This is a genomic window from Escherichia sp. AM3 (genome assembly GCF_032029835.1).
GTDB lineage: Bacteria > Pseudomonadota > Gammaproteobacteria > Enterobacterales > Enterobacteriaceae > Escherichia > Escherichia coli.
Map to the genome: position 1 here is coordinate 16,052 of NZ_JAVUPQ010000016.1, position 25,590 is coordinate 41,641.

Consider the following 25,590-nt stretch of genomic DNA (forward strand, 5'->3'; position numbering starts at 1 on the left):
CAAGTTAATAACAAAAAGGTGAAATATGCCAGCCTGTTAATGCGATGATTTAGGGGTAAAGCGATAAAAACGATTTGGTTCGCTAACGATATAAATATTACCAGAGGCATCCATCGCAATCCCTTCGGCCTGTTTGATGTTATGCGACAAACCTCGACTACCTTTGGTTAGTGATATTTCACCGATAACCTCGCCAACCAGGGTTACTTCCTGGAGTGCGCGAGATTCATGAGACAGCACCAGAAGCGTATTTTTTTGCTGGTTAAATTCTGCGCCGGACACATCATCTAAAGTAAATTGCCGTTGTAGTGCCTCGTCTTTGCTGATGTGTAATTCATTGCTACTTAACAGCCCGTTAACTTTGTAGACCTCAATCGGATTTTTCTCTTTAAAAAACCAGAAAGTGTGATCCTGGCGAGAATAAGCCAACCCTTCAAAACCGCAATTGGTTGGGGAGTCTTGCAGCGGGATTTTTATTTTTTTGAGGATTTTTACTTCCGAGTTTGGGGTCAGTGAAATCACATAAATGGCGTAATCGCGCTCATCGCTAATGACAAACTGATTATCGCCAATGTATTCGATCGTCTCGAGATCCTTAACAAAATCCAGAGGAATTGTGCGGATAAAATCACCATTGGTGGTCATTTCAACAATGGCGGCAGGTTTGTTGATAGTGCTAAAAAGAGTATTGCTTTGTGCCGACCAGGTCAGCGAAGAGATATTATTCGTTATGCCTGCAATTTCTTTGCCGTCAATGGTGGCGTGGTAATTCTGAAATGATGCTGCATGATTGCTTTTACGGGCGCAAGATTGCACGAAGAAAGTACACACTGCCACAATGACAAAAAGAATCACAATAACGAAGATGCGTTTACTTAACGAAATACTTTTTGTCACGGCAATCCCTTTAAGGCAAATCAATAAGATATCGAGAAGTATACGTAGCGATCTTAATGAATCCTTAACGCGGAGAAACCCCGTAATGTGCAATGCAGCGCCAGACACCATCCTGCTGGCAATAAATTGACTCAGTCTGCCCAGGGATCACCCATTGTATTTCCTCGCCGGGGGGACAGGTCAGCCAAATGCATAACCCGCAGCCGCCGCGTAAATCACGGGGAATATCGCTGACGCGAAAAGTCATGCCCGCTGCCTGCAACGCCTTGCGGGTTTGTATGACGCCGACCGTGGAGTGAAATAAAAATAAAAACTCTTTCATCGGCGTGTCCTCACTCGTTGACCAATTACCGCCGCGCCAATTGCGCCAGCAAATTGCGCATCAGGATGGGTATTTACCGGCATTCCCAGGTGAGATTCCAGCATCCGGGCAAACGTCTGGCAATGACTAACGCCACCAGTAAACAGAATCGGCGCTTCACAGGAGAGACGAGCAATGAAATTGGCACTCCTCCGCGCCATCGCGTTAATCACTCCGGCGAGAATCGCTTCTGGCGCGACGCCCGCTGAGCGCAGGCTGATCACTTCTGATTCGGCAAACACTGTGCACATACTCGTGATGGCATGCGGCGTGACATTTTCGGTAATGCTGTCGAGTTGCTCGACGCTGGTGCCAAGCGTGCGCGAGATCACCTCCAGGAAACGCCCGGTGCCCGCCGCGCATTTGTCATTCATCAGGAAATCGCACAGGTTACCGTCATCATCAAGCTGAATCACTTTGCTGTCCTGACCACCGATGTCGATTACCGCGCGCGTTGCTGGCGCAAGAAACCGTGCGCCCAGCCCATGACAGGAGATTTCCGTCACTTGTTTATCGGCAAAATCCACCAGTTGCCGTCCATAGCCGGTGAGCGTCAGAAACGGCGTTGTCTCTAACCCTTCGCGCAGAGTTTCCCAGGCTTCAGTAATTGCTGTTGCCGGACGAAAGGGTGTTGGAACGAGGAAACGGCGCGTAATCACGCCGTCTGCCAGTAAGATCCCTTTGGTGGCGGTAGAACCAGAATCAATGCCAATCGAATATGTCACTGCCACTCCTTACAGCATCTCAATAAAGGCCGCGACACGGGTACTGAGCTGCCCGACATCTGAGGTGGAGTAGTCTGTTTCAATAGCGATATAAGGAATGTTGTGCTGCTGACGCACATGACGTTTAATCGCCAGCGATTCCACCGCGTAGGTATGGCACGCCTGCAAAATCACATCAACTACGCCATCGACCTGATATTCTTCCACCATCTGGCTGAGCATTTGCAGGCGCTGATCGTTCGGCGAAACACAGGAGCAGCCAATCGCCAGATATTTATCCGCCAGTGCGTCGTAGACATCGCCCGTTTCTGCCACGCATTGCTCGGTCGCTTTCGCCCCGGTGCAGTTTTCATAACCGACAACCCAGCCGCCATTCTCTTCAATCGCGCGCACCACTTTTTCTGCTGCGCCGCCAATCGGGCAGCCGGTGATTAAAATGCGTGGACGCAGGGCCAGCCGCTGGCCTTCTTCCCACTGCTGACGAACGCGGGCTGTCATCGCGTCCAGTTCATTGATCAACGCCTCTTTATCGAACCGGAAGGTTGCGCCGTAGACCACTTTCAGAATGTCGCTGCCGCTAAGCGCCGGAGGATTTAACTGCCCAAGATGATAAAAATTAGCCAGTGCGCGACGTTCGCGGTTTTTCAGCGCAATGGCATCGCGCAGAGCATCTTCGCTAATCTCGTGCCCAAAACGTTCTTCTACCGTTTTTTGCAAGCGCAGCATCTCGGCTTTCCATAACGCACGCGAGGCATCGTCCTTAACGCTGTTCGGCAACTGCATCACATGAACAGGTTTAAACTCCGTCATGTATTCATACATTTTCTTTTTGCCGTCGCAGGTGGTTTCACCGACCACCAGATCAGAAAAGTAGAAGTAGGGGCATTTATCGGTTTTGCCGAAGCCGTAGCTGCTTTTAATCAGCGGGCAGAGGTTGCGCGGCAGATCTTTCTCCGCTTCTTCAATGGTTTCATCAGAGGTGGAACAGAGCGAAACCACAACCGCACCGGCTGCCATCGGGATCTCTTGCGGCATAAAGGTGCAGTAAGTGCCAACCAGCGGAATGCCGCGCTCCTTGAGAACCATGACGGTGAGAAAGCCTTTCTGGCGAGCTTCAGAGAACTGAGCGAAAATGGCGGGTAGATCGGTGACAAGTGACATGATTTTCCTTCCCCGTACCACGGGAGATAATGAAAAGAGGCCACATTATTACCATTCTTTTAGTGTGGTTTATTTGATCTCTCTCGCGGTTAGCTACTTAGTTTTTCATGGCTTTCTAAAAATTGCCGAGGGGGAACAAGGCCGGGAGCTGCGACAACAAATACAAAATTAGCCCAATACAACCGCCAACCAGCGTACCGTTGACACGGATAAACTGCAGATCTTTGCCGATATTTAACTCGATTTGCCGCGACATATCCCGCGCATCCCAGCTTTTTACCGTATCGCTGATATGGCGCGTCAGGAATGCAGAAAACTCAGGCGCGACGCGGTGCGCGGCTTGTTCCAGATGACCATTTAACGACGCCCGCAAGGCATCATCGGCAATTAACGTTTCGCCAAACCATTGCCCCGCCCGCGCGATACGTTCTTTCACACGAGAATCTTCACTGTTGATATCCGCTTTCAGCCATTCCCGTAAATCCCCCCACAATTCATTGAGATAGCGGTTAAAAGCTTCATCTTCTTTCAGATAGCTTTTTACGGCATCAGCTCGCGCTGCCATTTCAGGATCGTTTTTCAACTTGTCGATCAGGGTAAAAGTGGCGCGATCAAACGCATGGCGGATCTGATGCGCACGATCGCGGCTGATATCATCAAGCAAAGAATTCACCGCGTCAGAAACCAACTCAGCGCTATGTTCGCCCAGCCATTCAGTAGGCAAAATTTTGGCTTTCAGTGGATGCTCGCTCTCCAGCCAGCGAACAATTTGCTGGGCAATAAACTTGCGCGATTTATCGCGCTGGAGAAGGGCGATCAACTGTGCGATCAGCGTATCCAGAAGCACCTGATGACGATCGTTTTTGGTCATACTCTCCAGCATCAACGCACTGGTGCCGGAAAGATCGACCTTATCAATCGCCCGGTGGACCGCGCGCTTAAGCAGGCGCTGAATACGCGCATCATCGGTCAGTTCGAGAAAACCACTCATGATCTGCAACAGATGCTGACCAACGCGGCGGGCGTTTTCTGGCTGGCTAAACCAGTTACCAATTAGCAACGCCGGTTCGTGACGTCGAATCAATGCCACCAGCGATTGGGTATCGAGAAATTTTTCCTGCACGAACTGACCGAGATTTTCGCCAATCCGGTCTTTATTACGCGGGATAATCGCCGTATGACGAGAAATGATCGGAATCGGCACGCGGCGAAACAGCGCCACCACCGCAAACCAGTCCGCCAGCGCGCCGACCATCGCCGCTTCAGCAATCGCCTTCACACCGCTCACCCAAAAATTGGGCGGCAAAAAAAGCGTAACGACAAAGGTAGCAGCGGCGATAAGTAGTAAAGAGTGCGCCAACATTTTGGCGCGTCTGAGTTCAATGAGTTTATTCATAACGTTAAGAATAGAGCCTGACGGCAGGATCGCGCAAAAATCACCGCTCCTCCGCCAGCTCGGCAGCCTGATGTTGGCGCACGCGATTAAGCAATCCTGCCAGGGTGAAAACGACGATAATGCCCGCCACGACGGCTAACAGATGAAACGGCAAGCGACCGCCGTTAAACCACAGCCAGCGGCCGATTTCGACTGAGACAGACATCACCATCAGGATCACCATATTCAGCGATGCGGAGACGGTCCCTTTCGGTAAGTTATTGGAAAAAAGCGTAAAGCGGAATAAGGTCGGGAAGATTAAACCAATCCCGAAAGCATACAAACTGGTGCCCAGCACCGACCACAGCCAGACGTGCGGTGACAGCAGATTGCCGATAATCAACAGCGCGAGGCCGACCAGTTGAATGGGTACAGCACGCCAGATAAAGCGCGGTTCGGTCGGATCTTTAACGAAACGCGCCACGATGGCATTCGCGACAATCACCGCGCCGAACACCGGAACCTGTGTCCAGGCGAACTGCGAAGTTGTTAAGCCGCCTGCGTCAATCAGGATCACCGGCGAGACAGCCACCCAACTCATCATTGGGATATAGCTTAAAGAGATGGTTGTTGCGCCAAAGAGGAACAGCCGATTGCAAAAGACATTACGAAAATCGCGCAAGACGCTTTTGGCGCTATATGGAACCGCGCCGCGCTTCACCGTCTCAGGCATCGCCAGCAGTAAGCCAACAAATGAGATAAAACCCATAACCGCAATGATGGCAAAAAGGACTTTCCAGTGCACAAAGTGCATCAGAGCTGCGCCGGAAAGCGGGCCAATAATCGGCGCAATCAGTACGATGGAGGTGATAATCGCCATCAACTTAATCCCTTTTGTCTGTCCGAACGCCTCCTGCACCGTGACATAACCAACGGTAGCAATAAAACAGATACTGGTGCCCTGAATTGCACGCGCGATAAGAAACTGTGTCATAGACGTGGTGAACATTGTCGCAGCGCAGGCAAGGGTAAATATTAGCGCCCCGGTAATCAGCACCGGCCTGCGGCCAATCCTGTCGGAAAGCGGCCCCAGCAGCCACTGCAACGCCATGCCTCCAGCGAGATAGAGACTGACGGCAGCCGGAGCCAGACTGACATCGGCATTAAAATCACGGACCACATTAATGATCCCCGGCTGGATCAGATCCGTCGAAAGATAGGCGGCAAAGTCATACAAAATCAACGCCATCGGGAAAAACAGCGTAGCGGCATGGCGGGCAAAAAAACGTGGCATAACAAACAACTCCTTGTCCGGAGAACCCCAACGGGGAAAACGAAATTCAATACCGTCGGTAATGACGAAAGGCAGGCGAGAAGGACAAATGTACTGAATTTCATGTAATCAACCACACTGCCTGTGAACACACAGACAGAGAAATACCTTCTGACTTCGGGTCAGAATGTATAACGATTACAAATAGTCATCAGCACATTACACCTCTTTAATTGATGGGTTGCATAGAAAATATACACCTTAAGTGTAATTAAAATTTGCGGTTAATCAAAAGAGCGCGGTGGAAAGGGGAATATCTGCCGGGTACAGGAAATGTAAAACGCGAGCCTGTTTCCGGAAAAATGTATCGTTTGCAGACGAACAAAAATAGCCTGGAAAGCGCCTCGGGGAACGAGAAATTGCCGGGTGAGAATGGTTTTGTTAGTCGCTAAAGTCGGGCCATCTTATCAACAGGTGACGGATCGCCATGACAAACTTCACGACCAGCACGCCGCATGACGCATTGTTTAAATCTTTTCTCACGCATCCGGATACCGCGCGGGATTTTATGGAGATCCACTTACCTAAAGATTTACGTGAACTGTGCGATCTCGACAGCTTAAAACTGGAATCCGCCAGCTTTGTCGATGAAAAATTGCGGGCGCTACATTCCGATATTCTGTGGTCGGTAAAGACCCGCGAAGGCGATGGTTATATCTATGTGGTGATTGAACATCAGAGCCGCGAGGACATTCATATGGCCTTTCGCCTTATGCGCTATTCCATGGCGGTGATGCAGCGCCATATCGAGCATGATAAACGTCGGCCGCTACCGCTGGTCATCCCGATGCTGTTTTATCACGGTAGCCGTAGTCCTTATCCCTGGTCCCTGTGCTGGCTGGACGAATTTGCCGACCCGACTACCGCACGGAAACTTTATAGCGCAGCGTTCCCGCTGGTAGATGTCACTGTCGTGCCAGACGACGAGATTGTGCAGCATCGCAGAGTCGCCCTGTTGGAGTTGATCCAAAAGCATATTCGCCAGCGCGATCTGATGGGGCTTATCGACCAACTGGTAGTATTACTGGTTACAGAGTGTGCTAATGACAGCCAGATAACTGCGCTGTTAAATTACATTTTACTGACTGGCGATGAAGCGCGTTTTAAGGCGTTTATCAGCGAACTTACCAGGCGAATGCCACAACAAAGGGAGCGAATAATGACAATTGCAGAGCGAATTCATAATGATGGATGGCTGTTGGGAAGGGAGAGGGGGAGGAAAGAAGGGAAAGTAGAAGGGGAACGGAGCCTCCTCCGATTGTTGTTGCAGAATGGGGCCGATCCTGAATGGATACAACGATATACCGGACTTTCGGCAGAGCAAATGCAGGCATTAGATCAGCCCTTGCCTGAAAGCAAGCGTGATCCATGGATCGAGTACTAATCAGAGACGGATGACAAACGCAAAGCAGCCTGATGCGCTACGCTTATCAGGTCTACATAACCCATTAAATATATTGAATTTTAAAGATTTTGTAGACCTGGTAAGGCGTTCACATGGCATCCGGTATGAACAAAGCACACTTTGCCTAAGCCATGCTGGAACGTGGCGATGCCCCTGCAAAGATAAAACGAGTCACAGGCGATTCGTGAGAGGAAATCAGGGGCCTCGCCACTAATTCGAATTCATTCCATTGCCTGATACACGGCCTCGCCAATTTGCTTCAGTGCTTCGCGATAGGTTTCGCTGAGCGGCAAAGCGCAGTTGATACGCAGACAATTACGGTATTTGCCGGAAGCCGAGAAAATCGAGCCTGCCGCCACCTGGATTTTCATGCGGTATAGCTGCCGCGCGACGCAGACCATATCGACCTGTTCAGGCAATTCGATCCACAGTAAAAATCCGCCTTTCGGGCGCGTAATACAGATTTCGCAGGGAAAATATTCCCGTATCCAGCAGGTATAAAGCGCCAGATTGCGCTGATAGATCTGCCGCATCCGCCGGATATGGCGATGATAGTGACCTTCCAGCACAAACGTTGCCGCCGCCATTTGCGTGGACGGCACATTAAAGCTGCTGATGGCGTATTTCATATGCATCAGTTTATCGTGATAACGCCCCGGTGCGACCCAACCCACGCGCAGGCCTGGTGCAATACTTTTACTGAACGAGCTGCACAACAGCACTCGCCCGTCGATATCCCAGGAATGAATGGTCCGCGGGCGCGGATACTCCGTCGCCAGTTCGCCATAGACATCATCTTCAAAAATCACAATATCATGACGCTGAGCGAGAGAGAGAACGGCCCGTTTGCGCGCGTCCGGCATAATAAATCCCAGCGGATTATTACAGTTTGGCACCAGAATGATGCCTTTAATCGGTCACTGTTCCAGCGCCAGTTCCAGCGCTTCAACGCTGATGCCAGTTTCTGGATCGGTTGGGATTTCAATCACTTTCACGCCCATGCCGCGCAGCATCTGCATCGAACCGTAATAACAGGGGGATTCGACCGCGACAATATCGCCCGGTTTACACACTGCCATTAACGCCAGCGACATCGAGTTATGGCAGCCGCTGGTGATGATGATGTCATCGGCGGTGACCACCGAGCCGCTGTCGAGCATCAGGCGGGCAATCTGCTCTCGCAATACTCGCTGACCGGCTAACAAGTCATAACCGAGAACGGTTTGCAGATTATGCTGCACCACCCGGCTTAGCTCCCGCCACAGCGGTTTCAGGCTGGGCGCTTCGACATCCGGTGTGCTTTTGCTTAACGGAACAATGGAACTGTCGCTATGCGCCTCCAGCATATCCAGCACCTGATCCCACTGGGTAATTTCCACCGGGCGCTGCACCGGACGCGTCATCGGCGGTACTGGCGGCTGGGCTTTACGTTGTGCGACAAAATAACCCGAACGCGGCTGCGGAGTGATGAGCTTCATCGTCTCCAGCGTCTGATACGCCTGCTGCACGGTGCTGATACTGACGCCGTGCTCCTGACTTAAGCTGCGCACCGACGGCAATTTCTCCCCGTGACGATACAGCCCTTGCTCAATCCGTTCGGCAAGCAGAGTCGCCAGATGTTGATAACGCGTCATGCTGTATTCCTTATGTGGACCATACAGAGAGAAAAACCGGTACAGATGAGGCTAAAAAACCGGATGCAGATGCTGTTTTAACCTATCTGTATGTTAAATAAAAGTAATATTTGAATCTGTATTGTGAACTGCCAGAAGGTGGATGATGAAGCCTCTGAAAGATGAGGAGGTAGCAGATGGAATTTCACGAAAACAGAGCTAAAGCGCCGTTTATCGGCCTGGTGCAACTCTGGCAGGCGGTGAGGCGTTGGCGGCGGCAAATGCAGACCCGACGCGTGTTACAGCAGATGAGTGATGAGCGGTTGAAGGATATCGGGTTACGCAGGGAGGATGTGGAGTGAGGGGGGATATAGATTTATATATAATAAAACGTTTTTATGTTTTTAAATTAAGTTATAAAAATTTTCCCGAGACAATTCATCAATAGGTATGGAGTGTACAGGAATATCTTCTTCACTAACCTCTTTAAACTCATGTCGATAACGGTCAAAAAACGCACAGTGATTACTTGTGTTTTTTGACTGACTTTACAACTCTCATTATTCGCTATTGTGCAGTTTCTCTAATTGTTTTATACCCTGGAAAGTTAAATGTCAGCTACTGAATACTTTTTAATTGTTTGAGATTTATTTTCATTTGAAATTATAAAATCAGGTGATAAATGAGTTGTGATTAATAGATGGTTGATATCATTTTTATCTAAAATTGATTTATAGTATCGACCTGAAAAAATAGTTGTTGCCGCCTGAGTAACTATACAATATTCTGAAAGGTTTTCTTTCAAATTAGAAATGTTGTGGGGTTTTGTTTTTGTATCTTTTATCTCTAAGGAGCTTGCTTTGGGTCAATCAGAATACATTTCATGGGTAAAATGTACTTCCTGGCTAAGTAACTTTGTGAATCTTAGAGGGTTGAGACAACCGGATGGCCGTCCTCTTTATGAATATCATGCAACCAATGATGAATATACCCAATTAACGCAGCTACTCCGTGCAGTCGGTCAATCACAATCTAATATATGTAATAGGGACTTTGCTGCCTGTTTTGTTCTTTTTTGCTCTGAGTGGTACCGCAGGGATTATGAACGGCAATGCGGATGGACGTGGGACCCTATATATAAAAAAATAGGGATTTCATTCACCGCCACAGAGCTTGGTACTATCGTACCGAAAGGGATGGAAGATTACTGGCTGCGCCCAATTCGATTTTATGAATCTGAACGACGCAATTTTCTCGGAACATTATTCAGTGAAGGTGGTTTACCTTTCCGGCTACTCAAAGAATCAGACAGTCGCTTTCTGGCTGTTTTCTCCAGGATCCTTGGACAATATGAGCAAGCAAAGCAGTCAGGTTTTTCTGCCCTTTCGCTGGCAAGAGCTGTCATAGAAAAATCAGCGCTGCCAACTGTTTTTAGCGAAGATACCTCTGTAGAACTTATCAGTCATATGGCTGATAACCTCAATTCCTTAGTACTTACTCACAACCTAATAAATCACAAAGAACCAGTACAACAGCTTGAGAAGGTTCACCCTACCTGGCGAAGCGAGTTTCCAATACCGTTAGATGATGAAACAGGAACGCATTTTTTGAATGGACTGCTATGCGCAGCCTCTGTAGAGGCTAAGCCTCGACTACAAAAAAATAAGAGTACGCGTTGCCAATTCTATTGGTCAGAAAAGCATCCAGATGAGCTTAGGGTGATAGTATCTCTTCCGGACGAAGTTTCCTTTCCTGTAACAAGCGAGCCGTCAACTACGCGCTTTGAACTTGCCATTTGTGAAGATGGTGAGGAAGTCTCTGGCCTTGGGCCAGCCTATGCTTCTCTGGAAAACAGACAGGCAACAGTTCGATTACGTAAAAGCGAAGTGAGATTTGGCAGGCAAAATCCATCGGCAGGTTTGTCGTTAGTGGCTCGTGCTGGAGGGATGATTGTTGGGAGCATTAAACTTGATGACAGTGAAATTGCCATTGGTGAGGTGCCGTTAACCTTCATCGTTGATGCAGATCAATGGCTGTTACAGGGACAGGCTTCTTGCAGTGTGCGAAGCAGCGATGTTCTGATTGTGCTCCCTCGGGATAATAGCAATGTTGCTGGTTTTGATGGCCAATCGAGGGCAGTAAACGTATTAGGACTAAAAGCACTACCTGTGAAGGGATGTCAGGACGTTACAGTTACAGCAAATGAAACTTATCGGATTCGCACCGGAAGAGAACAAATCAGCATCGGAAGGTTTGCTCTAAATGGAAAGCGTGCAAGCTGGGTTTGTCATCCAGATGAAACATTTATTGGTGTACCAAAAGTCATTTCTACACTACCGGATATTCAAAGCATTGATGTAACGCGTTACCTGAGCGGAATTTCAATTGAGCAATGTCATATACAAGAGATGCTGGGGGCTCAATATCTTTCTATCCGTAATAGTAAGAATGAAACGCTCTTGCGTCGCAAAATCGGTATTTTGCCTGCTGATTTCAGTATTGAGATAAAAGGTGGAATACACGCAAATGAAGGCACTATCGTAATCACCACACAGCATCCTTGTGTAGCAAAACTTAAAGATAAAACATTGGAGGCTACACGTAAGCGTACTGAGGGGCGAACAGAGATACAACTCAAAGCGGAAGGGGTACCTCCGGCATTTATTACATTACAAGTTCTGCCTAATTTGGCGGCTGACCCCATCGATATTGAGTTACCTTTTCCCGCTAAAGGCTGTCTCGCTCTTGATGTAAACGGACGTCCTCTGGATAAAAACATTACGCTGCATGATCTGCTGGGTTCCAGAGCGTTTCTGTTCTCCAGAAATGGCGAGCCGACAAGATATACATTGCAGTTGCATTTGCGCTCCGTTAGTGGATTACAGGCATGGCACGAATGGTGTTATACGGCGTTGAGCGATCGTCCTGTTGAATTGAATCTCTATAGTCTGCGCGAACATATTGAGAACCTGATTTCACTTGAGGCAGGTATTGACCAGGTTGTTGAGATGCGTATTACGGGGGCGGGTGTGGTCATGGCCTGGCAAATTCGTCGCTATAAATACAGTCTGCGCTATGATTATGAAAAAGAACTATTACTCAGCCAGTCAGTGAACCATCGTGCTGGACAGATTCCTTCCCCCGTTATCATGCTGTTAAGTGAACCCGAGAGGAAATCCATCCCCTTAGCATCAAGAATGAGCGAGGGAGTGCCTGTCGGTGAATATGAGTTGAGCTCAATCGTTAACAAAAATGGACCGTGGTTGGTTGTCCCTAAACCGGGTGAAGAGATGGCTTTTCGTCCCTGCTTCATTCGTGGCGAATCTTCGTTACCGGTAGAAGAAAGCAACATCCGCTCATTGCAGAAAGCGACCCAGCTTTTTAATCCACAGGCAGAAGTTAATACCATCACACTGGTTCTCGGACAGATGGCTAACGATCCTGCCCATTCCGGCTGGCAATTTATGCGTAGCCTGTACGATCAATTTGGTTATTTACCACTGGCAACCTTTGAAGTATGGCGTGCACTGGTGCAGCATCCGCAGGCATTGGCAATGTCGCTCTTCAAATTTGAAATGTCAGCAGAGTACCTGAGTCGTATTGAGAATGAGTTCCCTATTCTATGGGAGTTTTTCCCCATCTTTGAGATCAAAGCGGCATCTGAGCGTTTCAAATTGTTCCTGAGCCAAAAAGGTGCACCGGAGGAAACCCAGAAATTACTGGTTACTAATATGTTTCAACGGCTGGGGCTCGTGTTCCCGACATATGCCGATGAAATTGAGAAATGGTTAAGTAACGGACATCTCCCCCCGTCTATTCCTGAGTCTTTTGTCCACGTGTGGTATCAGGAGCTTTTACGTGAGCATAGTGAAGCTCAATGGCCAGAGTACGGCAGCAAGCGGCTGCATAGCTGGATGGCATCACAAAAAAATCCAGTGATTGGTATTAATCCTGACGCAAATCACCGCTATTCCGTGGCCTTGTTACCCGTCTTCGCTGCAGCTGTGGCAAGCGGAAATGCTTCTTTTGAATCTGTATTTGACCGTAAACCCGGTGCCGTATTTTTCCTGAGGCAAGTCAGGGATTTCGATTCCCGCTGGTTTAAGGCCATCTTCCAGTGCAGCCTGTTGCGTTATGTTGCTAAAAAATAAAAAGGAATAAGGATGACTACACGCTATTTTTCGTCACTTATTGAACAATCGTTGTCTCGTTCAACTGAAGCAACGCTCAGTATCATGGGCGTTACCAACCCGCAGCTGCGTGAACATCTCGCGCAACAAATGGGGGCTGATTGTGGGAAACCGGGCTCATTCCTTGCTTCTCCGGTATTCCAGCAAATGTTTGGCTGGAAGGAGTCAAACCACACGATGCGCAGCCTGACGGAAGGCAACGCATTGTTGAGCAAAGCAGTGGTTGATTCACTGGATGATCAGAATAATGGCCGGTACCGGTTTGGTGCTGACTGGAGGCCTTTTACGCACCAGTTAGCCAGTTGGAAAGCTTTGCTGGAAAAGAAACATTCAGTGGTGGTAACCAGTGGTACGGGTTCAGGTAAAACGGAATGTTTTATGGTACCGGTGCTGGAAGATCTTTACCGGGAACTGCATGAAAATGGCAACAATCCGTTGGTCGGTGTCCGAGCCCTTTTTCTCTATCCATTGAACGCCCTGATTAATTCACAGCGCGAGCGTCTGGATGCCTGGACGCGTGGTTTTGGTACAGGGATCCGCTACTGCCTTTACAACGGCAACACCGAAAACCTACACGCTTCGGTAAAAAGCGAACAGGCAAAAAGGCCGAATGAGGTGCTCTCGCGCGAAAAAATGCGTGAAGAACCTGCGCCGATTCTGGTGACCAACGGCACGATGCTGGAATATATGATGGTTCGCCAGGTCGACGCCCCGATTATCCAGCAATCTAAAGCACAAAAATCACTACGCTGGATTGTACTGGATGAAGCGCATACCTATGTAGGGTCGCAGGCCGCTGAACTGGCGCTCCAGCTGCGTCGTGTGATGACCGCGTTTGGCGTGACACCAGATGACGTGCGCTTTGTCGCGACCTCTGCGACCATTGCCGGCAGCGACGCTGAAAAGCAGCTGAAAAAATTTCTCTCTGAATTATCCGGTATCCCGCAGGAGCGCATCAATGTTCTGGACGGAAGTCGGGTGATTCCTGAACTGGAACCATCCAAAAACGTTTCTGTTCCGTTAGACGAGATAGAGCAAATACCTGATCTGGATCTAAGAGATAAAAATGATAATAAAATTAAAGGGATAAGTCCTGAGCGCTTTTATGCGCTTACGCATTCCCCCGAAGCGCGTTACATACGTGAGATGTTGGTCAAACAGCCCAATCCGATGAAGCTGGATGAGATAACAGAGCGGTTACACGTGCTGACAAAACAGCATTACAGCCAGCAGGAAGTACTGCGTTGGATCGATGTCTGTTCAGGGACTCAACCTAATGCAAAGGATCCCGCATTTCTTAAAGTCAGGGCGCATATCTTCCAGCGTAATACCCAGGGAATATGGGCTTGTGTTGATAAAGATTGCAGATTAAAGCACGGTACACCGCTCGACAAAGGCTGGCCCTTTGGCTATGTGTATGTGAACCAGCGACAAAATTGTGACTGTGGAAGCCCTGTATACGAAGTTGCATTCTGTAATGATTGTAATGAGCCTCATCTTCTGGCACGGGACAAAAAGGGCAAACTAGTCCAGTGGGAAAATAAAGGTGGCGATGAATTCTCTTTGCAGGATGAAGTACCTGTTGAACATGACGCTACAGAAGAAAAAGTCGAAAAAGAGAACAGTTTTCAGCCTCCGTTGATTATTGCCGCAGGAGAGACCAGCGAGGCAGGTTATACCCTACAACGCCTCGACCGTCAGACGCGCCGTATTGGCGTTATTAACAATGACAGCATTCCGCTGATTATTAATGATATTGAACAGGTTTGTAGTGCCAGTGGCTGTGGCTACAGAGGCATGAGTGGGAAACAGCCCTTCCGGCGTGCACTATTAGGTGGGCCATTTTACGTTACTAATATCGTGCCCACCGTTCTAGAGTATTGTCAGGACTTTACCAGTGATGAAGGCAAAGAGGGCGTCGGACCAGATTCGTTGCCAGGACGAGGTCGTCGACTCATCACCTTTACAGACAGTCGACAAGGGACAGCCCGAATGGCGGTGCGTATGCAGCAAGAAGCAGAACGCAGTCGCTTACGCGGAAGCGTAGTCGAAATTCTCAGCTGGCATCAAAGGACGCAAACGTCTACAGCGCCGAATGCCAATGCCGATCTGGAAAAATTAGCGGCCAGGGCGAAGCAAGCCCGTGAGCAGGCAGAAGAATATCGAAGCTGGGGAATGCCAGACCAGGCGAAATTGTCACAAGCACAGGCTGAACAGCTTGAACAGGCTTATCAGGCTGCAACCGGTGGGAAAGCCGCGACTATCCTGGTATCCCGAACCTGGACGGAGATGGTTAACGAGCTTAAAGAGAGAGCCGATATCCGCGGGCCGGTTCTGCAATATAACCATTATCTTAAGCCTGAAGTGTTTAATGAAAACGGCGGCCCCCTTAAGCTTTCTGAAATGTTGTTGTTCCGGGAATTCATGCGTCGCCCTAAACGGACTAACAGCCTGGAAACACAGGGGCTGGTTCAGGTTGGTTACCAGGGGCTGGAGAAAATACATAAGAGCCCCTTGCACTGGCAGGAAAAAGGATTAACGCTGGATGACTGGCGCGATTTTCTCAAGGTTACGTTGGATCATTACGTTCGCGAGAGCAACTTCACACAGCTGGATGATGAGCTGAAAAACTGGATTGGTAGCCGTTTTTCATCAAAATTCGTCCGTAACCCGGAATCAAAAGATCCTGAAGATAATCAGAACAGACGCTGGCCTCAAATTCGTAATGGCAACGTATCCCATCGTTTAGCGAAGTTGCTGATGCTGGGGGCTGGATTCAAAACCGTCAATGCGGCAACTATTGATATTATCAATACATGGCTGAAAGAAGCATGGGCCCAACTTACCGGACCGCTTGCAGTACTGAAACCCGATGGCAACCGTTTTTATTTACCGAAAGAGCATATGACTTTTTCTTTAATCACGGATGCCTGGATTTGCCCGGTAACCAATAAAATCCTGGATACGGCTTTTAAAGGCTTAACCCCTTATCTGCCTACCCATATTTCGTTCGAGCATCTTACCCTGGCGCAATATGACACTTTTGTCGCGCAGAAAGTCACAATGCCGGAAATCTGGAAGCTGGATCGTTCACAGGAAGACTACGCAGAGGGTCTGGCAAAAGCACGCGACTGGGTCAGCCATGATCCGCTGATCGCACAATTGCGGTCGGAAAACGTCTGGACAGACATTAACGATCGTGTCGTGGAAGGCGGCTTCTACTATCGTACTGCCGAGCACTCTGCCCAGCAGTCGTCAGAACGTCTGCAAAGCTATGAAAAGATGTTCAAGAATGGGCAACTAAATGTTCTCAACTGTTCCACCACCATGGAAATGGGGGTTGATATCGGGGGTATTACTGCGGTGGTAATGAACAACGTACCGCCACATCCGGCCAACTATTTACAGCGCGCCGGGCGAGCCGGGCGTAGTAAAGAATCACGCGCGATCTCTTACACCCTATGTAAAGGTAACCCACACGACCAGCAGGTTTTTGCCAACCCGCTCTGGCCATTTGAAACCATGATCCCGGCACCCATGGTCGCGATGAACTCCGCCCGACTGGTGCAACGTCACGTCAATGCATTATTACTGTCCGACTTTTTATGTAACGTTATTGGCGAAACCGATAAAGAAAAAACCAGCCTCGATAGCCTCTGGTTTTTCGGTGAAGATGACGGGCAGTCAAAATGCGAACGCTTTAAAATCTGGCTGGAACGTCCGGTTCTTGATATCGACACGGCGCTGGAACGGCTGGTGAAAGGTACGGCGTTGCATGGTGCAAGAGCCGAATATCTGCGGGATAAAACAATCAACGCGATCACCTTCCTGCAACAGCGGTGGCTCTCCGTTTATCGCGATCTCGTGACACAGGAGCGTGAGTCGCAGCCGCAAACGCCTTATCGTAAGCGCATAGAGCTGGAGAAGAAACGGCACTGTGGCGAGTATCTGCTGCGCGATCTGGCTGCCAGAACCTTCCTGCCGGGATACGGTTTCCCGACAGATGTAGTGACGTTTGATAACTTCACGATGGAAGATTATATCCGCGAAAAATCGCAGAAAAGTCGTGATAAAAAGGACCGTGAAGATAACGTTTCCCGTTATAAAGGATTACCTTCCCGTAACCTCGGTGTTGCCATTCGTGAATATGCACCGGGAGCAGAGATCATCCTTGATGGCCGTGTCTTCCGCTCTGCCGGTGTCTCACTGCACTGGCACAACATTAATGCTGATACCAATGAAGCCCAGCGTCTGGATTGCGCCTGGCGCTGTCACAAATGCGGGACCATTGGCTATGAAGAGGGGATGAGCAGTTCCGGGATGCTCTTTTGCTCCAATAGCGCCTGCGGCGAAAAAATAATCATGGATAATCGCCGTCAGGTGCTGCAGCCTGCCGGGTTTGTCACCGATGCACACGCTCCGGTAACGAACAATATTGAAACCATGAAATTCGTCCCGGTTGTCCCCGCGTGGGTCTTTGTTAAAGCAGAGCCCGTACCGTTGCCTAACCCGCTAATGGGTTATATGGCTTCTGGGGCTGATGGGCATGTTTTCCAGCAAAGTTTGGGGGAAGGTGGACACGGTTATGCATTGTGTCTGAGCTGTGGCCGTGCTGAGTCGATGCTGAATGAAAATGATGCGCCGAAAAGTATGGAAGCTCACTATCCACCGCGTCCGGGTAAAGCGGATCGCGACAGCCAGAATCATCGTCTGATTTGCCCCGGTTCGACGGCACTCATGAAGAATGTCACCCTGGGCGCACTGGCGCGTACCGATGTCTTTGAAATGGTTCTGCGCAAACCGCAAAACGGCGAGTATCTGCCAGATAACACAGAGGAGGGGCGGATTGTTGCCATGACTCTGGCGGTTGCTCTGCGTCAGGCGCTGGCGGGCGTTCTGGGTATCTCTGCCGCAGAACTCGGCTATTCTGTACGTCCGGTCAGACTGGAGGATGGGCAATCGGTATTAGCCGTACAGCTTTATGATGTGATCAGCGGTGGTGCAGGTTTTGCCTCCAGCGCACCGGTACACATTGAAGCTATATTGCAGGGAATGGTGAAACAGTTAGGCTGCCGCCATTGTGAGACTGCATGTAGTGAATGCCTGCTTGATTCCCAGACTCGCCACGATCACGATTTGCTGGATCGCAAAGCGGCGCTGGCCTGGCTTGGCGATGACTTCACGTATTACATCGGTTTACCGGATGAAGAGACATTCTCGCTGCCGGATGCCCGCTACTGCCCTGGCGCCATTGGCGATACGATTCGCCGGGCGATTAACGAAGGCGCTGAAAAGCTCACCCTGTGGATGACCGGCGCGCCCAATGAGTGGGATTTATACGCACGTCAGTTCCGCGCGGCGGTTCAGAACTATCGGCTAAAAGACAACGTCGAGGTCGATCTTGTTATTCCTACGGGAGTGGATGACCCGGACCTGTTGCATGAACTATCGCAATTTACTGCGCTGGGTGTGCGGCTGTGCCATGTTGAACAGGATCTGCAATTACCGATCGTTGCCCAGGTCACCTTTACCGATCGCGTGATGACGCTGGCCTCTCGCAGCCAGCAGGCAACGATTCCGGGGCCGGAGTGGCACCTGAATGACGAACTGGTGGTGCGTAGTCTCGGTTATAAAACGGTAGAACTGAACGAGTTTATTCTGCCGGCTAAAGCCACCAACGCTGTCGAGCGGGTCAAAGACATTCAGATCCACAAACAGTTGAATGGACCACTGTCGCAGTTTGGGCAACGCTTCTGGGACGTGCTGTTTAACGACCATGAAGAAGCGCAGTCACTGATGAATAACACGCGAATTACCGGCGTTCACTATACCGATCGCTATCTGCAAAACCCGGTTGCGCTGGCGTTGTTGGGATCAATTCTGAGACCGCTAAAAACAAAGCTGACCGATGGCGCTGAAGTGACGCTGGATACGCTATTTAAAGATAAAGATCGCCCCGGTAACCGGCCTTTCCATGACTGGATGAGTATAGCGGATTTTCAGGATTTCGCTGATCAGTGGTTTGCTGCTGCGCTGGGCAGGCCGGTAGAACTGACGGTGTTCGACTCGCCGCGCGATATCCCTCACCATCGTAAACTGACGGTGACTTTTGAGGATGGTCAGGTATTGAAGATCCGCTTCGATCAGGGGATGGGCTACTGGCGCATCAACTTTTCATCGCAATGGCATTACTTTGATTTCCGCGATGACGTTTCTTTCCAGTTAGTCAAAATGGCTCAGGCCTGCAAGGAAGGGAATGTCGCCAACAGCGAAGAGAGTTGGGCAACGGATGTGCTGGTGGAGGTGATCGCCTCCTGATGATGAGCCGCTCCCGATGTGGTGTCGGGAGCGGTATTTTCTATAAAACTTACCGCTTATTTGAGATATTCATCGAAAATGTCGAGTAATTCTTGATGTATACACGGCCATTCCTGACCTAAATTGACGGTACACAAGCCAATATCGAAGCCATTAATTTTATAACGATGTTTCACTGCGGTATCTACGTGGGGATATATTAATAATCCCCCTATGTTTTCGCCATTTTCAGGCTTTAACGACCATAAGTAATTCATCAGTTGATAAAGATTTTGCGAATGAAATTTTTCTGTTCCCATTCGTCGTGAAAAAATGCTCTTATAGTATTTGGCGTCAACGATAAGTATTTTTTCTGATGAGCGAATGGTGATGTCAGTTTCCATTCGAGGTAACAAATTAAGTGACTGATCCGATATGCTCGATGCATCCCATTTTAAATAAGAGCGGGTTGTGTTTGCAGACGTTAATTCACGACGGCAAAATTCATAAAGAAACTTTTGATAAAGTAATGACATCTCTTTTTCGTTTCTTTCAAAATCATAGAAACGGTAGTGTCCTTTGTTTTGACCTGGAATAGAATTATTGACGATGAATTTGCAGACACTGATAACGAATTTATAATAACGCGTATTTTTTCCGCCATTCAGATAGCTGAAATGCTGCGGAGTTAAATGAAGAGTGCTAATGCCCGGTAATTTTCTATAAAGTGAACGAGCTTCATCTCTGATAGTTGAATTTAACTTTTCATGCTTAATTAATATGGCTAATGTGCTTTTTATAATTCGGTTAGCCAGCGTGTCTTCATTAAGCATATCAAAAGTACTGACGGTTTTCCCATGATTAAGATGGAAGCCGCGTATTGTTTTAGCAAACTCTATTCGCCCTTTGATGCCAGGAATGATCTCGGTATTAGGATTGTAATCAAGCTCAAGCCCTCGGCGTGAAAGCTGTAAAACCCCTTTATTTAATACATACCCCAGGATATCAAGAAGATTGTTACCGGGTATGGCTTCAAGGTTTGCCTGCTTAATTTCCTGTAAATAACCCCATGCATAGGTAAGCATGTAATAGATATTACGGACAGGTATCACGGGCTGTTCCACTATGAGTCCCCTAATAATTTGTTGGTCCATTTCTGTTGTTTATAGGGGTCATCAAAGAAATATTCTTCGAGTAAAGGGGCGATATCCGTCATCACAATTTCATTAAGCCATTGCGTATCCGGAGAGGTGCCATCTTCCAACCCACAGCAGAAGTAACTATGCCCAATGCGGAATCCTTTCCCAAGGATAGTGGCCTCTTTGCTGATTTCCTGGTTCAACTCGTTCATTTTTTGGCATAAAGACTCAACAAATGAAGGTTCTGCTTTTTTATTCAGTAAAAAATTCCGGAACTGTGGTGTATCAAAACCTGGCTCAATATCTATGAAAGAAAATCGTCTGCGTAGGGCATAGTCAACAACGGCCAGAGAGCGATCGGCAGTATTCATTAAACCGATGATATAAACATTCTCCGGGACATAGAATCGTTCTTCATCGTTTTCGGAGTAGGTTAGGGGAACAGACCAGTTTTCACCTCGTTTATCATGTTCCATTAACATCATCACTTCGCCAAATACTTTACTGAGATTGGCACGATTGATTTCATCTATAATAAAAATATACTTTTTCTCTGGCTGCTCTTTAGCTTGCTGACAAAAATTGTAAAATATGCCGTCTTTACGTCGGAAGCCGACGCCATTCGGACGATAGCCCTGTATAAAATCCTCATAGCTATAAGATTGATGGAACTGAACCATATTGACGCGTTGCGGAGCCTTTTCTCCTGTCAGCAAGTAAGCCAGACGGCGTGCAACAAAGGTTTTTCCAACGCCGGGCGGCCCCTGGAGGATAATATTTTTTTTGATGGTTAATCGTTTGAGTATCGTCTCTATTGTGGTTTCAGGGATAAACAAATCATTTAACGCATCTTCCAGACAGTATGATTCAGTTTTTGACATAGGTGGAATAACACTCTTGCCAGAATTAAATATTAATTTATAGTCGTTGATTATGTTGTCCAGCATAGAGGCAAATCGGGTGTAATCAATACCCTGTGAGACTTTTTGGGAACAGGCGTAATAGGACTGTCCGTATTTTTTAGGATATACACCCGAAGTTGCCTGAAAATACTCTGCGATTGTTTTAGGTATGTCTGAAGAGAACTGCCATTGGGCATGTGGTTCATTCGTGTCGCTTATACCATAAGCCAAAACCAACTCATCAAAATCTTTATAATAGAGAATAACGGGATATATACCGTTAGAAGCTTCCTGACCTTCTCCAAGAAATGCAAACCAGGGAATAGACGTAAAATTACCATAACCGAAACTCAATTTTACTCGCAGGTTACGGTAAGACGTTGGATAATCTTTAGTGGATTGCGAACGTTGTTGCTGTGCTTGCTTAATAAATTTTTCAATCCAGGGTTGAATAGATTCCATAAGATATGCCTTCCTCATTGCTAAGCCTCTATTATCGCTTTCGCAACGTACTGAAACAATAGATTTTTACTGCAAAATCAGACTGGTAAATATTTACTGAGGGGGAAAGTTTCTATTGAGTCAGTGGAAGGCTCCCGGTGGTTAACCGGGAGTAAACGCTGTTACGCGACTTTCTGTTTACCGGCAATCACTCCAATAAACGCCTGCACCTGCTTTTGTTTACGCGCCGACAGTTTGCACACCTGGCGTAGCGACTGCATCAGTTCGCTCTCCTCGGCGGCGGGTGGTTGGGCGGTGAGGACAATACAGCCTTCCATAACTTTGACATCTACCGCCGTGCCAGTGGCAAAACCGGCGGCTTCCAGCCACTGACCTTTCAGGGTGATGGCGGGAATACGGCTGTAATCCGGGTAGCGACTCGCATAACCGACGGTGACATGACGGTTATTTGCCGGGGAGACTTCTGCTTCGAACGGTTGTGCAATAGAATGCGTGTCAGTCATAACTGCTATTCTCCAGGAATAGTGATTGTGATTAGCGATGCGGGTGTGTTGGTGCACATCCGCACCGCGCTAAATACCTGTATATATCATCAGTAAATATGGGGAAAGTCCAGCTAAAAATAGAATAAAATGGGCAATTTCTGGAATGATTTAAATATATTTATGTGGGTTATGATTGGCGTGAAATAATAAAAAGCGCACCGGAAAGGTGCGCCAGAAAATAATGTTCAGGATTTTTTACGTGAGGCTTTTTTACCCCCGCTAGCTGCGCGTTCAGCTTTGATTTTTTCCAGCAACGCGGCGGCGCTGTTTTCTCCGCTGATCAAATCCGGGTTTTCGGCCCGCCACTGGGCGGTAAGTTCACCACGGAACGCTTTTGCCAGGATGGATTGCGTCAGGTTGTTGACGCGGGCTAAGGCGTTGTTGACCTGTTTTTCTATGGTGTCGGCGTAGGCGAAGAGTTGCTCGACGCGGCGAACGATTTCGGCTTGTTCTTTTACTGGAGGTAATAAAACAACTTGGGATTTGATATCTTTTCCTGAAATACCTTTTTGACCAGAAGTTGTTTTCACGCAGTTCATCATTGCATTTCGTGCTGAGGGGGATGAAAAAAATATTTCGATATATTCTGGTAAAGCATCTTTGGTTAATCGAGCTCGAATAAGTTTATCAGGATATAGCAAATTTTGATGTTGTAATTTTTTCAATAACCCACAAACACCAACAAATTCTAAACTTCCGTTATAGCGAGTAAATAAAAGATCTCCATCTTGTAATTTGTGGCGGTTTAGTTCACTTTCTGAACATTCTAGAAACCGAATATCGTTTTGATCTACATGGCCAGCACGTACAGAACTAATGCGTAGTATTGGATGACCAACACCACTTTCATTTGGCTTTGATGAAAGACCATTACGTAATTCAGTTAAGATAGATTCAAAATTTAACTTCTTAAATACAGAATGTTGCGGCTCAAAATTACGCCATTTTTCTGTCAATTTTCCATTAACTGCGCCCCCCAATACCGCTTGACGAAAACGTTTCAGGATTTGTGGGATTTGCTCAAAACGTGCTTTGGTGCTGTCTACCTGCGCCAGCAGCGTATCGAGTTTTTCAGCGATGATTTTTTGTTCGGCAAGTGGTGGGATTGGTATATTTATCAAATCAAAGCTTGCCGGCTTAATATTATTAATATTTGCACCAGCAGAAAGTGATGAAATTTTGTTTCGTTAAAGAGAAGATTTTGTGAAATGAGCAATAAAACCAGAAAATATAAGTTTTTCAGGACGTAATACACCGCAAAATGCGCCGAAACTACATTCAAATGGTAGATGCTGATGTGCGGATTTACCAACTACGGATTTGCTCCCTGATGACATTGCAATAACAATATCTTCAGGAGATATTTTTTGACTTTCTTTAACAAGATTTTTAGGAACAAAAACCAAGTCCGTAGTATCAAACTTGCCATTCTGAATATTGTTCGCACGGATAAGAGGCAAATAATCATCTTTTAGATAATTTATTGCCTGCTCTTTTTTATACGTTACTCCTCGGATTAGAGTTGTGACCGTAGATACTGGGGCGATAACCCACCCCTCCGGCAATTTCCCCGCACTCATTCCTTCACCCCACCAAACGCTTCTTCCAGCAACTGACGCTGCAAATCGGCCTCATCGCTCGCCCCCAGTTCACGCATCAGCGCATCCAGTTCAGACAGCGCCTGTACCAGTTCGCCCATCGCTTCTGCCGCTAATACATCCGGCTCCGGCAGGCTGTCGGCATCAATACTGTCTTTATCTTTCAGCCAGGAGATATCCAGCGAATCGGATTTTGCGGTGCGGATCCACTCACGGCTGAACTTGCGCCAGCGGCTGGTAGCAAGATGCTGGTCGGTGTTTTTGTTCTCTTCGCTGTCGGCAACTTCCGTCTCTTCGGCGTTAAAACTCCATTCACCTTCAGTGCGCGGGCTTAAACCGTGCGGGTCTTCGCCATACACGCGCTCAAACGGCTGCAAATGCTCGTCGGTAAACGGTGTGCGCTTGCCGAAACTCGGCATATTGGTACGCAGGTCATACACCCACACATCATCGGTACAGTTCTTATCCTGATTCGGGTTCGCCACCGTCCCTTTGGTAAAGAACAGCACGTTGGTCTTCACGCCCTGAGCGTAAAAAATACCGGTCGGCAGACGCAGAATGGTGTGCAGATGACACTTATCCATCAGGTCACGACGAATGTCGGTGCCTTTGCCGCCTTCAAACAGCACGTTATCCGGCACCACCACCGCCGCACGACCGCCGGGATGCAGCGTTTCGATAATATGCTGCATAAAGCACAACTGTTTGTTGCTGGTCGGGTGAACAAAGGTGCGGGTAATGTTGGTGCCTGCGGCGCTGCCAAACGGCGGGTTAGTGGCGACAATATGCGCCTTCGGCAGGTTTTCACCGTCGCTACCCAGAGTGTTGCCCAGACGGATTGCGCCGCCGTGGTCGAGGTTGCCTTCAATATCGTGCAGCAGGCAGTTCATCAGTGCCAGACGACGGGTGCCGGGCACCAGTTCGAGGCCGATAAACGCGCGGTGGATCTGGAAATCCTGCGTGTCGCCATCAAGGTCGTCCAGATCATTGGTTTGCGACTTAACATAGCGGTCGGCTTCAATCAAAAAGCCCGCCGTACCTGCCGCCGGGTCCTGCACCACTTCACGCGGCTGCGGTTTCAGCAGATGAATAATGGTTTTAATCAGCGGACGCGGGGTGAAGTACTGGCCTGCACCAGACTTGGTTTCATTCGCGTTCTTCTGCAACAGCCCTTCGTACATATCGCCGAAGTCATCGCGCGACTTACCGTGCGCGCCGTTGTACCAGTCCAGCGAATCCATATTGCTGACCAGTGCGGTTATTTGTTTCGGCTCGGTGATGGTGGTACTAACATTATGAAAAACTGCCTGTACCAGCTTTTTGTCATCTTCGCCTAAATGCACGAGCATTTTTCGGTAGAACTGCAACTGCTCCTGGCCGATGCGGGATTTCAGGTCATCCCAGCGGTAACCTTCCGGCAGGTATTCCGCTTCCTGACCGGTCTCTTTACACATTTTCAAAAACAGCAGCGAGGCGAGTTCATTGACGTAGTTTTGATAGGAAACGCCGCCATCGCGCAGGTTGTCGCACAGCTTCCACAGCTTCGCGACCAGATCGTTATTGTTCATTGTGAGTTCCGTAAATTAA

At 48.3% G+C, this 25,590-nt stretch carries 14 protein-coding genes and 2 pseudogenes; 4 read left to right on the forward strand and 12 right to left on the reverse strand.

Annotated features, from left to right (window positions below; genetic code table 11):
- Positions 1-36: 36 nt before the first annotated feature.
- From RTW80_RS09090 to mdtM, 6 genes are all read right to left on the reverse strand, one after another.
- On the reverse strand, positions 37-897 hold the full coding sequence (locus tag RTW80_RS09090; RefSeq protein WP_063119355.1) for an SdiA-regulated domain-containing protein: 861 nt from the start codon (positions 895-897) through the stop codon (positions 37-39).
- A gap of 64 nt (positions 898-961) precedes the next feature.
- Entirely contained in the window at positions 962-1,219 is a 258-nt protein-coding gene (locus RTW80_RS09095; RefSeq protein WP_000657679.1) for a DUF3343 domain-containing protein, read from the reverse strand.
- A complete protein-coding gene (gene yjiL, locus RTW80_RS09100) occupies positions 1,216-1,983 on the reverse strand; it encodes a putative 2-hydroxyacyl-CoA dehydratase activator YjiL (protein WP_000222495.1) in 768 nt (255 codons plus the stop codon). Before yjiL ends, RTW80_RS09095 begins: the two co-directional genes overlap by 4 nt.
- A 9-nt stretch (positions 1,984-1,992) precedes the next feature.
- The gene (locus tag RTW80_RS09105) at positions 1,993-3,144 is read right to left on the reverse strand and encodes a double-cubane-cluster-containing anaerobic reductase (RefSeq protein WP_063119356.1); all 1,152 of its coding nucleotides are present in this window, start codon (positions 3,142-3,144) and stop codon (positions 1,993-1,995) included.
- A gap of 115 nt (positions 3,145-3,259) precedes the next feature.
- Positions 3,260-4,540, reverse strand: a complete 1,281-nt coding sequence (locus RTW80_RS09110) for a DUF445 domain-containing protein (RefSeq protein ID WP_063119357.1) — start codon at positions 4,538-4,540, stop codon at positions 3,260-3,262.
- Positions 4,541-4,580: 40 nt separating this feature from the next.
- Entirely contained in the window at positions 4,581-5,813 is a 1,233-nt protein-coding gene (gene mdtM / locus RTW80_RS09115; protein WP_063119358.1) for a multidrug efflux MFS transporter MdtM, read from the reverse strand.
- Between the two features lie 466 nt (positions 5,814-6,279).
- Here mdtM and RTW80_RS09120 point away from each other — a divergent pair, with 466 nt between their 5' ends.
- Positions 6,280-7,236: an Rpn family recombination-promoting nuclease/putative transposase gene (locus RTW80_RS09120; RefSeq protein WP_124063972.1), complete on the forward strand. Its 957-nt coding sequence runs from the start codon at positions 6,280-6,282 to the stop codon at positions 7,234-7,236.
- A gap of 242 nt (positions 7,237-7,478) precedes the next feature.
- On the opposite strand, the pseudogene RTW80_RS09125 reads toward RTW80_RS09120, so the two are convergent.
- A pseudogene (locus RTW80_RS09125) lies at positions 7,479-8,891 on the reverse strand (PLP-dependent aminotransferase family protein).
- A gap of 176 nt (positions 8,892-9,067) precedes the next feature.
- Here RTW80_RS09125 and RTW80_RS09130 point away from each other — a divergent pair.
- The 3 genes from RTW80_RS09130 to RTW80_RS09140 all read left to right on the forward strand — a co-directional run bounded on the left by RTW80_RS09130 (position 9,068) and on the right by RTW80_RS09140 (position 19,378).
- Positions 9,068-9,232, forward strand: a complete 165-nt coding sequence (locus RTW80_RS09130) for a DUF1127 domain-containing protein (protein WP_000394280.1) — start codon at positions 9,068-9,070, stop codon at positions 9,230-9,232.
- A 498-nt stretch (positions 9,233-9,730) separates the two neighbouring features.
- The gene (gene yjiT, locus RTW80_RS09135; RefSeq protein WP_001513100.1) at positions 9,731-13,021 is read left to right on the forward strand and encodes a protein YjiT; all 3,291 of its coding nucleotides are present in this window, start codon (positions 9,731-9,733) and stop codon (positions 13,019-13,021) included.
- Positions 13,022-13,033: 12 nt separating this feature from the next.
- Positions 13,034-19,378 carry a DEAD/DEAH box helicase gene (locus tag RTW80_RS09140; RefSeq protein ID WP_063119360.1) on the forward strand — a complete coding sequence of 2,115 codons (6,345 nt, stop codon included), beginning with the start codon at positions 13,034-13,036 and terminating at the stop codon, positions 19,376-19,378.
- A 56-nt stretch (positions 19,379-19,434) separates the two neighbouring features.
- Here RTW80_RS09140 and mcrC read toward each other — a convergent pair whose 3' ends face one another.
- The 5 genes and pseudogenes from mcrC to hsdM all read right to left on the reverse strand — a co-directional run bounded on the left by mcrC (position 19,435) and on the right by hsdM (position 25,571).
- A complete protein-coding gene (gene mcrC / locus RTW80_RS09145) occupies positions 19,435-20,481 on the reverse strand; it encodes a 5-methylcytosine-specific restriction endonuclease system specificity protein McrC (protein ID WP_000437621.1) in 1,047 nt (348 codons plus the stop codon).
- Positions 20,481-21,860: a 5-methylcytosine-specific restriction endonuclease subunit McrB gene (mcrB, locus tag RTW80_RS09150; protein ID WP_000443951.1), complete on the reverse strand. Its 1,380-nt coding sequence runs from the start codon at positions 21,858-21,860 to the stop codon at positions 20,481-20,483. The genes mcrC and mcrB overlap by 1 nt, the downstream gene beginning before the upstream one ends.
- Positions 21,861-22,021: 161 nt before the next feature.
- Positions 22,022-22,363, reverse strand: coding sequence for an endoribonuclease SymE (symE, locus tag RTW80_RS09155; RefSeq protein WP_000132601.1), 342 nt, complete (start codon positions 22,361-22,363; stop codon positions 22,022-22,024).
- A 227-nt stretch (positions 22,364-22,590) separates the two neighbouring features.
- Positions 22,591-23,985, reverse strand: a pseudogene (hsdS, locus tag RTW80_RS09160) (type I restriction-modification system specificity subunit).
- Entirely contained in the window at positions 23,982-25,571 is a 1,590-nt protein-coding gene (gene hsdM / locus RTW80_RS09165) for a type I restriction-modification system methyltransferase (protein WP_001063204.1), read from the reverse strand. Before hsdM ends, hsdS begins: the two are co-directional and overlap by 4 nt.
- Between the last annotated feature and the right edge of the window lie 19 nt (positions 25,572-25,590).